The sequence below is a fragment of the Streptomyces sp. NPDC045778 genome (genome assembly GCF_056431945.1).
This window is the reverse complement of record NZ_JBWKJZ010000017.1, coordinates 53,759-67,788: the sequence shown is the minus strand read 5'-3', so window position 1 is coordinate 67,788 and position 14,030 is coordinate 53,759. Positions and strand designations below refer to the sequence as shown.

The 14,030-nt window shown below is 72.4% G+C and carries 9 protein-coding genes; 2 read left to right on the top strand and 7 right to left on the bottom strand.

Annotation, left to right across the window (positions count from 1 at the left end):
- Positions 1–111 precede the first annotated feature (111 nt).
- A complete protein-coding gene (locus AC07GB_RS22365) occupies positions 112–1,788 on the bottom strand; it encodes a diaminobutyrate--2-oxoglutarate transaminase family protein (RefSeq protein ID WP_478848042.1) in 1,677 nt (558 codons plus the stop codon).
- A 387-nt stretch (positions 1,789–2,175) separates the two neighbouring features.
- Here AC07GB_RS22365 and AC07GB_RS22360 point away from each other — a divergent pair, with 387 nt between their 5' ends.
- Together AC07GB_RS22360 and AC07GB_RS22355 are read left to right on the top strand one after the other, a co-directional pair.
- Positions 2,176–3,408 carry a trypsin-like serine peptidase gene (locus tag AC07GB_RS22360; RefSeq protein WP_478848040.1) on the top strand — a complete coding sequence of 411 codons (1,233 nt, stop codon included), beginning with the start codon at positions 2,176–2,178 and terminating at the stop codon, positions 3,406–3,408.
- Between the two features lie 390 nt (positions 3,409–3,798).
- On the top strand, positions 3,799–5,013 hold the full coding sequence (locus AC07GB_RS22355) for a trypsin-like serine peptidase (RefSeq protein ID WP_478848038.1): 1,215 nt from the start codon (positions 3,799–3,801) through the stop codon (positions 5,011–5,013).
- A gap of 132 nt (positions 5,014–5,145) precedes the next feature.
- Here AC07GB_RS22355 and hflX read toward each other — a convergent pair whose 3' ends face one another.
- The 6 genes from hflX to miaA form a co-directional block, all read right to left on the bottom strand.
- Positions 5,146–6,636, bottom strand: coding sequence for a GTPase HflX (gene hflX, locus AC07GB_RS22350; RefSeq protein WP_478848036.1), 1,491 nt, complete (start codon positions 6,634–6,636; stop codon positions 5,146–5,148).
- Between the two features lie 311 nt (positions 6,637–6,947).
- The gene (locus AC07GB_RS22345; protein ID WP_478848034.1) at positions 6,948–8,498 is read right to left on the bottom strand and encodes a M1 family metallopeptidase; all 1,551 of its coding nucleotides are present in this window, start codon (positions 8,496–8,498) and stop codon (positions 6,948–6,950) included.
- Positions 8,499–8,758: 260 nt separating this feature from the next.
- Positions 8,759–10,927, bottom strand: coding sequence for a RelA/SpoT family protein (locus tag AC07GB_RS22340; protein WP_478848032.1), 2,169 nt, complete (start codon positions 10,925–10,927; stop codon positions 8,759–8,761).
- 540 nt (positions 10,928–11,467) lie between these two features.
- Complete coding sequence (gene dapF, locus AC07GB_RS22335; RefSeq protein ID WP_478848030.1) at positions 11,468–12,358, bottom strand: diaminopimelate epimerase; 891 nt, start codon at positions 12,356–12,358, stop codon at positions 11,468–11,470.
- 61 nt (positions 12,359–12,419) lie between these two features.
- Positions 12,420–12,959, bottom strand: a complete 540-nt coding sequence (locus tag AC07GB_RS22330; protein WP_478848211.1) for a hypothetical protein — start codon at positions 12,957–12,959, stop codon at positions 12,420–12,422.
- 107 nt (positions 12,960–13,066) lie between these two features.
- Positions 13,067–14,005 carry a tRNA (adenosine(37)-N6)-dimethylallyltransferase MiaA gene (gene miaA / locus AC07GB_RS22325; protein WP_478848028.1) on the bottom strand — a complete coding sequence of 313 codons (939 nt, stop codon included), beginning with the start codon at positions 14,003–14,005 and terminating at the stop codon, positions 13,067–13,069.
- Positions 14,006–14,030: the final 25 nt, after the last annotated feature.

The following is a 14,030-nucleotide window of genomic DNA, read 5'->3' as shown; positions in this document are numbered from 1 at the left end:
GGGACGGGGAGGTGGGACGTGAGGTGCGGTCGGCTGCCACCGGGGCGGTCCGGTTCCGTCGTGATCAACGGGGAAGGGAGGCGGTCGGCAGTGGGGCGTGGGAGGCGGTGGCTACCTGTGCTGGGCGCGCGTCGCCGTGGCGAGCGCGTCGGCGAGGCGATCGAGGACGGCGGTCGCCTGTTCGTCGGTGATGGTGAGGGGAGGCAGGAGGCGTACGACGCTGGAGTGGCGCCCGCCGAGTTCGACGATGAGTCCGCGGCGCAGGCACTCCCGCTGCACGGCGGCGGCAAGGTCGGGGGCCGGCGGGTGGGGGCGGGATTCCGGAAGGTCGTGCGCGGGGTCGCGCGGGCGCTGGTGGGGATCGGCCGCCGCTGTCCCGTCGGGCTGAGAGGGGTGGGGATGCGCGCCCTCGGGGTGGGTGCCCTCGGGGTGGGCGCCCTCGGGGTGGGCGCCCTCGGGGTGGGCGCCTTCGGCGTGGGCGTCACCGGGGCGGGCGGCGGGGACCGTACGGGCAGACCCGGGATGGTGGTGGCCGCGCGCGGAAGGGCCGGGCGCGCTTCCGGGTCGCCGATCGGCCATCTCGGAAGACGGGTCGTCGTACCGGGCGGCCCCCCTCGACCGGGTGAAATCGCTGTCGAGCAGGGCGGGTTGGCGGCCGCTGGGGTCGACCAGTTCGACGCCGAGCATGAGGCCGCGTCCGCGTACGTCGCCGACGCTGGAGTGTTCGTGGGCCAGGGAGCGCAGTCCGCCGAGCATGCGGGTGCCGAGGTCGGCGGCGCGCTCGGCGAGGCGGTTCTCGCGGACGTAGGCGAGGGTCGCCGCGCCGGCGGCCATGGCGAGCTGGTTGCCGCGGAAGGTGCCGGCGTGGGCGCCGGGGGGCCAGACGTCGAGGTCGTCACGGTAGACGACGACGGCGAGGGGCAGGCTGCCGCCGATGGCCTTGGAGAGGACGAGGACGTCGGGGGTGATGCCGCTGTGCTCGACGGCCCAGAAGGCGCCGGTCCGTCCGACGCCGGTCTGCACTTCGTCCGCGATGAGAGGAATGCCCCGAGCTGCCGTGATCTCGCGCATGCGGCGCATCCAGGCGTCGGGAGCGGGGAGCACTCCGCCCTCTCCCTGTACGGGTTCGACGATCATGCCCGCCGGGGCGGGGACGCCGGACTTGGAGTCGTCGAGCACGCTCTCGGTCCAGCGGGCGGCGAGTTCGGCGCCGCGGGGGCCGCCGATGCCGTAGGGGCAGCGGTAGTCCTGCGGATAGGGCAGGCGCGCCACTCGTACGTCCCGTGCGCCTCCGGATGCTTCGAGCGCCCCCGCGGTCATGCCGTGATAGGCACCGGTGAAGGCGAGCAGCCCTTCGCGCCCGGTGGCGGCGCGCACCAGTTTCAGGGCCGCCTCCACGGCGTCCGTGCCCGCGGGGCCGCAGAACTGGACGCGTGCGCGCTCCGCGAAGCCGCGCGGGAGCGTGCGGAACAGCTCGGTGGTGAAGGCGTCCTTGACGGGTGTGGCGAGGTCGAGGACGTGCAGGGGCGCGCCGGAGTCGAGGACCGCGCGGATGGCTTCGAGGACGACGGGGTGGTTGTGCCCGAGGGCGAGGGTTCCCGCGCCGGAGAGGCAGTCCAGGTAGCGCTGCCCGTCGGCGCCCTCGATCGTCATCCCGCGCGCGCGGACGGGCACGATCGGCAGGGCGCGCGCATAGGTGCGCGCGGCGGACTCGCGCGCCGACTGACGGCGCAGAATCCCTTCGTGCGCCGCGGACACCACCGCGGGGACAGGCTCGGTCACGGCCACGGCTGTTCGTCCTCCCGCTGGGACAGGGCAGGTGCCCGTCGCATCCGGCCGGGTGCGGCGGGCGAGTTGGCGCGGGGGATGAACGCGTGCCGCGTGTCCCCCGTACGTACCAACGACGGCGAGTCCGGGGGATCACGGGTTGCCCGAAGATCCTTGCCGTGACGGAACCGTTGCCGTTCCGTCGGCCGTCCCCAACGGCACCGGCATAGTGTGGGGTGCCGTTCATCAGCACCAAGGCGTTCAGAACCCCTGAGCACCACGGTGTCCAGTGATGATCGGCGCTGCCGCGACAGGCGTACGGAAACCGTACGAAACGGCGTACGAATGGCGTACTACGTCACGATGTCCGGCATTTGGAACGATTCGAGGCCCAGGGGGATTCTCACCATGCGACCCATACGTCCGCTCTTCACCGCTCGTCGTGGGAGAAGCGCGCGCGGCAGGACCTCCCCCGTGGCGGCCGCTGTCGCGCTCGGCGCGGCACTCGTCCTGACGGCGACGGCCTGTGGCCCCGGTGACGACAACAAGGACGATTCGTCCGCGTCCCAGCCGGGCGGCGACGGCGACGGTGACGGCAAGATCAGGCTTCCCGGCGACATCGAGGACCGGCTCAAGGAGCACGGCATCGACATCGACAAGTGGAAGGACGGCGCCTGGCGGGACTGGGACAAGGACGACTGGCTGCGCGAAGCGGGCGATTTCGTCAACCCGATCATCGAGGGGCTGTGGGACCCGGACCGCATGCGGGACGCCGACAAGAACCCGGACCGGGGTGTCGACGACAACGACATCTCCGGTGACCAGGGCGTGACGGACCCGACTCCGAAGCCGGTCGCGGCGGTGCCCGTGAAGGCGCCGTACGACGACCAGGTCCCCGCGGCCGGGAAGCTGTTCTTCGACGGCCCCGAGGGCTCGATGGTCTGCTCGGCCACGGTCGTCAAGGACCCCAAGAACCCCGGCAAGTCGAACATGGTGTGGACCGCGGGCCACTGCGTCCACGCGGGCGCCAAGGGCGGCTGGTACCGGAACATCGCCTTCGTCCCGTCGTACAACAACGAGGGCAAGGCCACCGCGGACCTCCAGGGCGCGCCCAAGGAAGAAGTCGCTCCGCACGGCGTGTGGTGGGGCGACTGGGCGCAGACCTCGGACCAGTGGATCGAGCAGGGCGGTCCGACCGGCGGCAAGGGCGCTCCGTACGACTTCGCGGTGATCCACGTGACGCCGGAGAAGGGCAGCGAGGGCAAGTCCCTGGAGGAGACGGTCGGCGCCGCGCTGCCCGTGGACTTCAACGCTCCGGCCGTGCCGGACATCAAGGACATGACGGCGACGGGATATCCGGCGGCACCGCCGTTCGACGGCCAGAAGGAGTTCCAGTGCGCGGACAAGCCGGGCCGGCTTTCGATCAGTGAGCCCGACCCGACGATGTATCGCATCGGCTGCACCATGACCGGTGGTTCGTCCGGCGGTGGCTGGGTCGCCGCGGGCAAGGACGGCAAGCCCGCCCTGGTGTCGAACACGTCGATCGGCCCGGTGACGGCCGGCTGGCTGGCGGGCCCGCGCCTGGGTGACGAGGCCAAGGGCATCTACGACGCGGTCAGCAAGAAGTTCGCGGGCCGGTAGGAGTTCGCGCGCATGCGCGGGGCGCACGGTGGGTTCGCTCGTGAGGGGGAACCCACCGGCCGCGCGCGACCCCGGCGCCGGACTCCGAGGCTCCAAGGGCTCCAAGGGCTCCAAGGGCTCCAAGGGCCCAGGCTTCCAGGGCTCAGCGGAGCCCGGCGCTCAGCCACCCGCGCACGGCGCGGAACCGCGCCACGTAGATCCGCTTTGTACGCCTACGCCGCCATGCATACGCGTACGCCGAAGGGGGCGGCGAAACCTTCACGGCCTCGCCGCTGTTCGTCCCCAACTGCACAGGCATAGTGGGAGGCCACGTCGGCCCGGGCGGCGGATGCCGCGCCCTCGCCTGACACGCACATGGCAAACACACGTTCCTACGGGGGTTACAGCTCCATGCGTTCCATTCGTGCGCCCTTCGCGCGCGGCCGCGGTCGCCGTACCGCGCTCGCCGTCACCGGGCTCGCCGCGACCCTGGCGCTCACCGCCACGGCCTGCGGGCCGGGCGACGACAAGGCGAGCGACAAGGCCGACTCCGGCGCTTCGCGGGGTGCCGACCAGGGGTCCGGCTCGGGCGGCGGCGGGCTGCCCGCCGACCTCACCGACCGGCTCAAGGAGCACGGCATCGATCCGGACAAGTGGAAGGACGGCGCCTGGAAGGACTGGAGCAAGGACGACTGGCTGCGCGAGGCCAAGGATTTCGTCAACCCGGTCATAAAGGACCTGTGGAAGCCCGAGCGGATGCGGAAGGCCAAGGACCCGAACAAGACGATCGCGGCCAAGGACGCCTCCGCCGACCAGGGGGCGACCGACCCCGAGCCCGAGCCCGTCCCGGCGGAGCCCGAGAAGACGCCGTACCACGAGCACGCCGCGCCCGTCGGCAAGATCTTCTTCGACTCCCCCGAGGGTTCGATGGTCTGCTCGGGCACGGTCGTGAAGGATCCGCGCAACCCGGGCAGGTCCAACCTCGTGTGGACCGCGGGCCACTGCGTGCACGCGGGCTCGAAGGGCGGCTGGTACCGCAACATCACCTTCGTGCCCGCCTACAACGACCTGGGCAAGTCCGAGGCCGAGCTGAGCAACGCCGCTCCGCAGGAGGTCTCCCCGTACGGCCAGTGGTGGGCGGACTGGGTGTCGACCTCCGGTGAGTGGATCGACCAGGGCGCCGCCTCGGGCGGTGCCGGTGCTCCGTACGACTACGCCGTGCTGCACGTGAAGCCGCAGCAGGGCAGCAAGTCCCTGGAGGAGACCGTCGGCAACGCACTGAATGTCGACTTCTCGACTCCCTCGGCACGGAGCGTGGGCTCCATGGGCGCCTGGGGTTACCCGGCCGCGCCACCGTTCAACGGCCTGACCATGCACAAGTGCGCCGGCCAGCCGGGACGGCTGTCGCTGAACCCGGCGCAGCCGACGATGTACCGCATCGGCTGCACGATGACCGGTGGCTCGTCCGGCGGTGGCTGGTTCCACAAGGCGGGCGACGGCGAGACCAAGCTGGTGTCCAACACCTCGATCGGCCCGGCGGAGAACACCTGGCTGGCCGGCCCGCAGCTGGGCGCCGGCGCCAAGCAGATCTTCGACATGATGAGCGAGAAGTACGGGGCGCAGTAGGCCCTGGCCGATCGCGCCGGGCCCTGCCGGTTCACGACAGGGCCCGTAGCCGCCCGGCACGGCGGAGGCCCCGCCCCCTCGGAAGGGGGCGGGGCCTCCGCCTTGTGCGTGCGCGGGTGGCGCGGGCTGACGTCAGTGCGCCGCCGGGACGAACGGCGCCAGCTCCGCCGCCAGCTCCTCGTGCACCCGGGCCTTGAGCAGCGTGCCCTCGGCGGTGTGCTCCTCGGAGAGCACCTCGCCGTCGGCGTGCGTGCGCGCGACGAGCTTGCCGTGGGTGTACGGCACCAGGGCCTCGATCTCGACCGAGGGCCGCGGCAGCTCGGCGTCGATGAGCCCGAGCAGCTCTTCGATGCCCGCGCCGGTGCGCGCGGAGACCGCGATCGCGTGCCGCTGCGTGCGCAGCAGCCGCTGGAGGGTCAGCGGATCGGCGGCGTCCGCCTTGTTGATCACCACGATCTCGGGGACGTCCGTCGCGCCGACCTCGCGGATCACCTCGCGTACGGCGGCGAGCTGCTCCTCGGGGGCGGGGTGCGAGCCGTCGACCACGTGCAGGATCAGGTCGGACTCGCCGACCTCCTCCATCGTGGAGCGGAACGCCTCCACCAGGTGGTGCGGCAGATGCCGGACGAAACCGACCGTGTCCGCCAGGGTGTACAGGCGGCCGCTCGGGGTCTCCGCCCTGCGGACGGTCGGGTCGAGGGTGGCGAACAGGGCGTTCTCCACCAGCACGCCCGCGCCTGTGAGGCGGTTGAGCAGGGAGGACTTGCCCGCGTTCGTATAACCGGCGATGGCGACCGAAGGCACCTTGTTGCGCTTGCGCTCCTGGCGCTTGATCTCGCGGCCCGTCTTCATCTCCGCGATCTCACGGCGCATCTTCGCCATCTTCTCGCGGATCCGTCGCCGGTCCGTCTCGATCTTGGTCTCACCGGGACCACGGGTGGCGAGGCCGCCGCCCTTGCCGCCGCCCATCTGCCGGGACAGCGACTGGCCCCAGCCGCGCAGCCTCGGCAGCATGTACTGCATCTGGGCCAGGGCCACCTGGGCCTTGCCCTCTCGGGACTTGGCGTGCTGGGCGAAGATGTCGAGGATCAGGGCGGTCCTGTCGATCACCTTGACCTTGACGACGTCTTCGAGGTGGATGAGCTGGCCGGGGCTCAGCTCACCGTCGCAGACGACAGTGTCGGCGCCGGTCTCGAGCACGATATCCCGCAGCTCGAGGGCCTTGCCGGAGCCGATGTACGTGGCCGGGTCCGGCTTGTCCCGGCGCTGCACGACGCCGTCGAGCACGAGGGCGCCCGCCGTCTCCGCGAGGGCGGCCAGCTCGGCGAGGGAGTTCTCCGCGTCCTGAACCGTCCCGGAGGTCCAGACGCCGACGAGGACGACGCGCTCCAGGCGGAGCTGTCGGTACTCGACTTCGGTGACGTCCTCGAGCTCGGTGGAGAGGCCCGCGACGCGGCGCAGTGCCGCACGCTCGGCACGGTCGAACTGCTCGCCGTCCCGCTCTCCGTCGATCTCGTGGCTCCAGGCGACGTCCTCTTCCATCAGGGCATCGGCCCGAAGACCTTCGGGGTAGTTCTGCACGACACTCTGTGCGTCCTGGGAAAAGGAAGAAGAGGAGGTCATTGGGTCCTTTACGTCGATGGGAATCCGATGCGGGGCGCCTCGGGGACGTCTGCCGTCCCCTGCCGCACGCTGGGTGCGGCAGTGCCTCGCGAGTGACGGCGCCACCCGTCACCTTCGACAACGCGCCCGACCGCCCCGGGATTCCCCGGACCGGACGGAATCGCCCCTGAGATCTCCCCGAGGGGATGTCCCGGACGGGCCGCGCCGCCGACCTGAAGATGGTTGCACGGGACGGCCCGTCTCGTCACCTGGGTTATTCCCAGGCCCGCCACCTGGACAAACGCCGTAGAACAGGCGGCGCGGGACCTTGATCAGTGGTGGGCGTGCCCCGGGGGGATCTGGCCGCCGCCGGCCCGGCCGGGCCGGCTCTTGCCCGGTGCCTCAGACGTCCAGTCGGGATGCCCCGGCATCGGCGGTGTCTTGGTGCCGTACAGCCAGGCGGCGAAGAACGCGCGCAGGTCCCGGCCCGAGACGTGCGAGGCCAGGCGCGTGAAGTCAGCGGTGGTCGCGGTGCCGTCCCGGTGGGCGCGCACCCAAGCGCGCTCCACACTCTCGAAGGCGGGCCGTCCGATCTCCTGCCGCAGCGCGTAGAGCACGAGCGCGCTGCCGTCGTACACGACGGGCCGGAAGAGGCTGATCTTCTCCCCCGGCTTGGGCGCCTTGGGAGCGGCGGGCGGGCCGCCGGTGGCGCGCCACTGGTCCGAGTACCGGTAGGCCTCGCGCATCCGCGTCCGCAGCTTGTGCCCCGACTTCTCCTCGCCGTACAGGGCCTCGTACCAGGTGGCGTGCCCTTCGTTGAGCCACAGGTCGGACCAGGTGCGGGGGCTGACGCTGTCGCCGAACCACTGGTGTGCCAGCTCGTGGACCATGATCGTGTCCACGTACCACTCCGGGAACTCCGGCCGCGTGAACAGCTGCTTCTCGAAGAGCGACAGCGTCTGCGTCTCCAGCGCGAAGCCGGTCCTGGCATCGGCGACGAGCAGTCCGTAGTTCTCGAACGGGTAGCGGCCGACCTTGCCCTCCATCCACGCGATCTGACCGGGCGTCTTCTTGAGCCACCGTTCCAGCTTCTTGTGGCTCTTGGTCGGTACGACGTCACGTACGGGGAGGCCGCGCGGGCCGGTGCGGTGCAGCACCGTGGAGCGGCCGACGGAGACCTGCGCCAGTTCGGTGGCCATGGGGTGCTCGGTGCGGTACGCCCACGTGGTGGTGGCCCCGGCGCGGGTCTTGGCCACCGGCAGGCCGTTGGCGACGGCGGTGAGCGCCTTGGGAGCGGTGACGCGGAAGGTGAAGTGTGCCTTGTCGGCGGGGTGGTCGTTGCAGGGGAACACGCGGTGTGCGGCGTCGGCCTGGTTGGCCATGGCCAGGCCGTCGGCGGTGCGCACCCAGCCGCCCTCCTCCTTGCCGCCGACCGGGTGGCTGGTGTGCCGGACGGTGACCCGCATGCGCTGACCGCGCTCCACGCGCGCGTGGGGGGTGATGACGAGGTCTTCGCCGCTGGTGTCGAAGGTGGCGGGCGCGCCGTTGACGTCGACGGAGCGGACCTTGCCCTGGGAGAAGTCGAGGTTGATCCGCTCAAGGGCGGCGGTCGCGCGTGCGTCGATCTTCGTGACCGTGTCGAGCGGCTTGGCGTTGTTCCCCCGGTAGGCGAACGCGATGTCGTACTCCAGGACGTCGTATCCCGGGTTGCCGAGGTGCGGGAAGAGCCGGTCGCCGATGCCGAGCGGCACGGCCGGCTGCGGGACGCTCGCGGCCAGCAGGGCGGTGGAGGCGGCGGTCGCGAGGACGGCGATGGCAACGCGGACGGACCGGGGCCGCGCGGCCTTGGTCCTCGCGGCCGTGGGGCGTGGGGTGAGCAGCATGAACTACCGCTATCAGCGCCTGCCTTCCGCGCCGTGATGACGCGCGCCGGGCCACTCGAACGTGTCGGGGCGGGGGTGGCCGGATGCCTCAGCGGCGCGGCCCGGAGAGCGGGTGGAGGCTCGGAGGGGCGCGGCGGGGGCAGGCGGGCGCCCTCGCGTTCCCTAGGGCATCGCTGCGCTCCTCCAGGGCATCGCTTGCGGCCCACCGGGGCATCGCTGCGGCCCTCCAGGGCGTCGCCACGGCTCCTCCAGGACGGCGGCTAGGGCGTCGCCGCGGCCCGGTGCTGTGCCCTGCTCACGTCGTACACCCCCGGTACGTTCCGCATCGCGCGCATCAGGGCGGGCAGGTCAGCGGCGTCCGGGAGCTCCAGGGTGTACGTGTGGCGGACGCGTTGCTGGCTGGGGGGCTCCACGGTCGCCGAGACGATGGCGGCGCCTTCCAGGGCGATGGCTTCGGTGAGGTCGGCGAGGAGGTGCGGCCTGCCGAACGACTCGGCGATGAGCGTGACCCGGCACTCGGCGCTGTCCCCCCAGCGCACGCCCACCTCCGGGCGCCCCACGCCCTTCATGCGCGCCACCGCGGGGCAGCTGACACGGTGGACGGTGACGACGCCGCCGCGTACCGCGAATCCCGTGACCTCGTCGGGCGGTACGGGCGTACAGCAGCCCGCGAGGCGTACGGTGGCGCCCTCGCGGTCGGCGACCACGTTCGCGGCGGCCGGGCGCAGGGCCGCCGGCACCGGGGGCCGCGGGGCGGCCGACGGCACCGTCGCGGAGGGCGCGGACGCTGTCGCGGGCTGGCCGGGGGCCGGGGTCGGGTGGGAGGCGAGCCAGCGCCGGATGGCGATCCGCGCGGCGGGCGTACGCGCGTGGTCGAGCCACTCGCGTGAGGGCCCCGACGACGGGTCCTGGCCCATGAGGAGCTGCACGGAGTCGCCGTCCCGCAGGACCGTGCTGAGCGTCGCGAGGCGGCCGTTCACGCGCGCGCCGATGCAGGCGTGGGCGTCCTCGCCGTACTGGGCGTAGGCGGCGTCGACGCAGCTGGCGCCCGCGGGAAGGCCGAGCGTACCGCCGTCGGGGCGGAAGACGGCGATCTCGCGGTCCTGGGCGAGGTCCTCGCGCAGCGTGGACCAGAACGTGTCGGGGTCGGGCGCGGCCTGCTGCCATTCGAGGAGGCGTGAGAGCCAGCCGGGCCGGGTGGGGTCGGCGCGCTCGCCGTCGGCGGGCTGCTCCTCCACGGGAGGCGCGTAGGGGCTGCGCAGGGCGACGACGCCTGCCTCGGCGACGCGGTGCATCTGGTGGGTGCGGATGAGGACTTCGGCGACCTCGCCGTCGGGCCGCGCGACGGCCGTGTGCAACGACTGGTAGAGGTTGAACTTCGGTACGGCGATGAAGTCCTTGAACTCCGCCACGACCGGCGTGAAGCAGGTGTGCAGCTCGCCGAGCACTCCGTAGCAGTCGGCGTCCTCGGCGACGAGGACGAGCAGGCGTCCGAAGTCGGCGGGGCGCAGGGCGCCGCGCTTGCGGTGCACGCGGTGTACGGAGACGAAGTGGCGGGGTCTGATCAGCACTTCCGCGGCGATGCCCGCCTCGCGGAGCACGCCGCGTACCTCTTCGGCGATGTCCGCGAGGGGGTCGGAACCGCCCGCGTTCTTCGCCGCGATGAGCCCCTCGACCTCGGCGTACTCCTCGGGGTGGAGGATCGCGAAGACGAGGTCCTCCAGCTCGGTCTTGAGCGCCTGCACGCCGAGCCGCTCGGCGAGGGGGATGAGCACGTCCCGGGTGACCTTGGCGATGCGTGCCTGTTTCTCGGGGCGCATCACGCCGAGGGTGCGCATGTTGTGCAGGCGGTCGGCGAGTTTGATCGACATCACGCGGACGTCGTTGCCGGTGGCGACGAGCATCTTGCGGAAGGTCTCGGGTTCGGCGGCCGCTCCGTAGTCGACCTTCTCCAGCTTGGTGACGCCGTCGACCAGATAGCACACGTCCTCGCCGAACTCGGCGCGCACCTGATCGAGCGTCACGTCGGTGTCCTCGACCGTGTCGTGGAGGAGGGACGCGGTCAGGGTGGTCGTCTCGGCGCCCAGTTGGGCCAGGATCAGGGTGACGGCGAGCGGGTGGGTGATGTACGGCTCGCCGCTCTTGCGCTTCTGGCCGCGGTGCGAGGACTCCGCGAGGACGTAGGCGCGGCGCAGCGGCTCCAGGTCGGCGTCCGGGTGGTGGCCTCGGTGGGCCTCGGCGACGTGACTGATGGCGTCCGGGACGCGGCCGCGGGCAGCCGTGCCGAGGAGCGCGGCCCAGCCGAGTCTGCGCAGGTCGAGCCGGGGGCGGGCGCGGCGCCGCTGGCCCGTGGATCCCGCTGTCGCCGGGATCGGGCCCGAGGGCGTCGTGGGGCCGGGCGTCGCGGGATTCGTGGCCTCCGCACTCATGGGCACCTCCGGCAGCTCCGACCGGCGGTGTACGAACGGCAGCCTGCTCCGTCCGGGCCGGTGCTTGATGCTACCGAGCCCATCACGCGGTGCTGACCCGCTCTCGCCGAGCGTGAAACGGATCACCCATTCGAGCGACAGTTCTGTGAAGTGCTGTTTCGAGTGATGATTCGACTGGGACGAGTACTGATTCGACACGGGGAAGCCCCATCGTGACGGGGCAGGCTCCCGTTTCGACTGTTTCGCCGGGCGTACGGGGCGCCCGGTGGTGTCGGGGGGCGGTTGCGCGGGGTGGGTGCGTCCACGTGGCGCAGAGGCGGCGCTCGGGGGTTTTGCCGCGGGATCGGGCCGGGACGGCTGCTGCGGACTGGGCGGGCTTGGTCTCCACGGGCCTCAGGAGGGCCGTCACGCGCGCGGCACCGCCCTCGCGCGATCGGGCCGGCCCGTCTGTCGCCTCGCCTTCGGAGCAGCCCTCGCAGCTCCTTCAGCGCACCGCTTCAGGTCGCCGCTCACCGGCACCTCGGCCGCAGCCCACTGCTCTCAGGCCGTCACCGAGGCCAGCCACTCCGGGGCGATCTCGCCTTCGGCGACGATCACGGCGGGGCCCGTCATCTCGATCTCGCCGTCGGGCCGCTCGGTGATCACCAGGGTGCCGCCGAGCACGTCCACGGTGTACGTGACCGGGGTGCCGGTCGCCGTGGGGTCCAGGCCGTCCCTGCGGGCCGCGGCGACGGCGACGGCGCACGCGCCCGTGCCGCACGAGCGGGTCTCGCCGACGCCGCGCTCGTGCACGCGCATGGCGACGTGGCGGGGGCCGCGGTCGACCACGAACTCCACGTTGACCCCGTCCGGGTACGCGGTGGCCGGGGTGAACGGCGGCGGGCTGTAGAGGTTGCCCGCGTGTGCCAGGTCGGCCACGAAGGCGACGGCGTGGGGGTTGCCCATGTTCACATTGCGGGCGGGCCAGTGGCGGTCGGCCACGGAGACCGTGACGTCGCCCTCCGGGAGCACGGCCTTGCCCATGGCGACGGTGACGTCCCCGTCCGGGCCGCCGGGGGTGGCGGGCTTGGCGATGTGCACGCGCTTCACGCCGCCTCGGGTGGCCACGGCCAGGTCGCCCTCGCCGACGAGCCCGGCGCGCTGGAGGTAGCGCGCGAACACGCGCACGCCGTTGCCGCACATCTCGACGATCGAGCCGTCCGCGTTGCGGTAGTCCATGAACCACTCGGCCTCGGAGGCCAGATGCCGCGCGTCCGGGTGCGCGGCGGAGCGCACGACGTGCAGCAGGCCGTCGCCACCGATGCCCGCGCGCCGGTCGCACAGAGCGGCGACGGCGGCCGGGGGCAGCTCGATGGAGTTGTCGGCGTCGGGGACGATCACGAAGTCGTTCTCGGTCCCGTGCCCCTTGAGGAAGGCGATCGGCGTGCTCATTCCTCGATCGTACGGGGTGGGTACGACACCGATGGGAGAGCCGTCCCGTGCGACGCCCGGCTCAGCGGAGCCGGGCCACCCGCCACACCGCGAGGACGGCGGCGACGGCGACGACCAGGGTGTACGCGGAGACCACGCGCCAGTCCGGGCGCCGCCCCGAGCCGCGCTCCGGCAGGCCCGGCCAGGTGTAGCCCACGCGGCGGGCGGCCATCATGCCCCAGCCCGCGGCGCAGGAGCTGATGAGCAGCCCGAGCATGGCGACCACGGCACCGCCGTCGCCGAACTCGAAGGCCAGCGGGAAGGCGAACATCAGGGAGCCGACGGCGGCCAGGATCACGATCGGGGCGAGCTGCCAGATGCGCAGTCTGCGCTGGGGGCGCAGTTCGACCTCGACCTCGGGCTGCGCGGCCAGCTCCGCCTCGGAGGGCCCGTCGTCGGTCACGCCGCTCGTGGTCACGTCCTGGCTGTCCGGACCGTCCGGGCTGAGTCGCGCTCCGTCGGGAACGGTGTGCCGCTCACCGTGAGGAGCGGCGTGCCGCCCGCCCTCACGTGCGGTGTGCCGCTCGCCGTCATGTGCGGTGTCACGAGGGCCGGCCTCCATCGCCACGCGCCCTCCCACTTCGGACTCCACTGGTCGATCGATGGTCGATGATGGCACGGCGTCAGGTGCCACGATGACCGGCGGAGCGTCCCGATGCCATCACGTGATCAGGCTGTGACCGCTCGTTCGACCAACGCCACTGCTCGCCCGGGGAGTTCCCCGCGGTCGGCGGCCGCCCCGCTGAGCCAGTGCACCCGGGGGTCGCGGCGGAACCACGAGTCCTGACGGCGCGCGAAGCGCTTGGTGGCGCGCACGGTTTCGGCGCGCGCCTCGTCCTCGGTGCACTCCCCCGCGAGCGCCGCGAGCACCTGCTGATACCCGAGCGCGCGGGACGCCGTGCGCCCCTCCCGCAGCCCCTGCGCCTCCAGCGCGCGCACTTCTTCGACGAGTCCCGCCTCCCACATGCGGTCCACGCGCACGGTGATGCGTTCGTCCAGCTCGGGCCGGCCCACGTCGACGCCGATCTGCACGGTGTCGTACACGGACTCGTGGCTGGGCAGGTTGGCGGTGAAGGGCTGCCCCGTGATCTCGATGACCTCCAGGGCGCGGACGATCCGCCGGCCGTTGCCGGGCAGGATCGCGCGGGCCGCCGCGGGGTCGGCGGCGGCGAGCCGGGCGTGCAGCGCGCCGGGGCCGTGCTGCTCCAGCTCCTCCTCGAGGCGGGCGCGTACGGCGGGGTCGGTGCCGGGGAAGTCCAGGTGGTCCACGGCGCCTCGGACGTACAGGCCCGAGCCGCCGACGAGGATCGGCCAGCGGCCATCGGCGAGCAGGCGGTCGATCTCCGCGCGCGCCAGCTTCTGGTACTCGGCGACGCTCGCCGCCTCGGTGACGTCCCAGATGTCCAGGAGGTGATGCGGGACGCCGTCGCGCTCGGCGGGCGTCAGCTTGGCGGTACCGATGTCCATCCCTCGGTACAGCTGCATCGAGTCGGCGTTGACGACTTCGCCACCGAGGCGCTGTGCCAGGAAGACTCCCAGATCGGACTTTCCGGCCGCGGTGGGCCCGACAACGGCGATGACCCGCGGTGCGGGGGCTGCACTACTCACCGCCCCAGTCTCGCAAATCACGCCG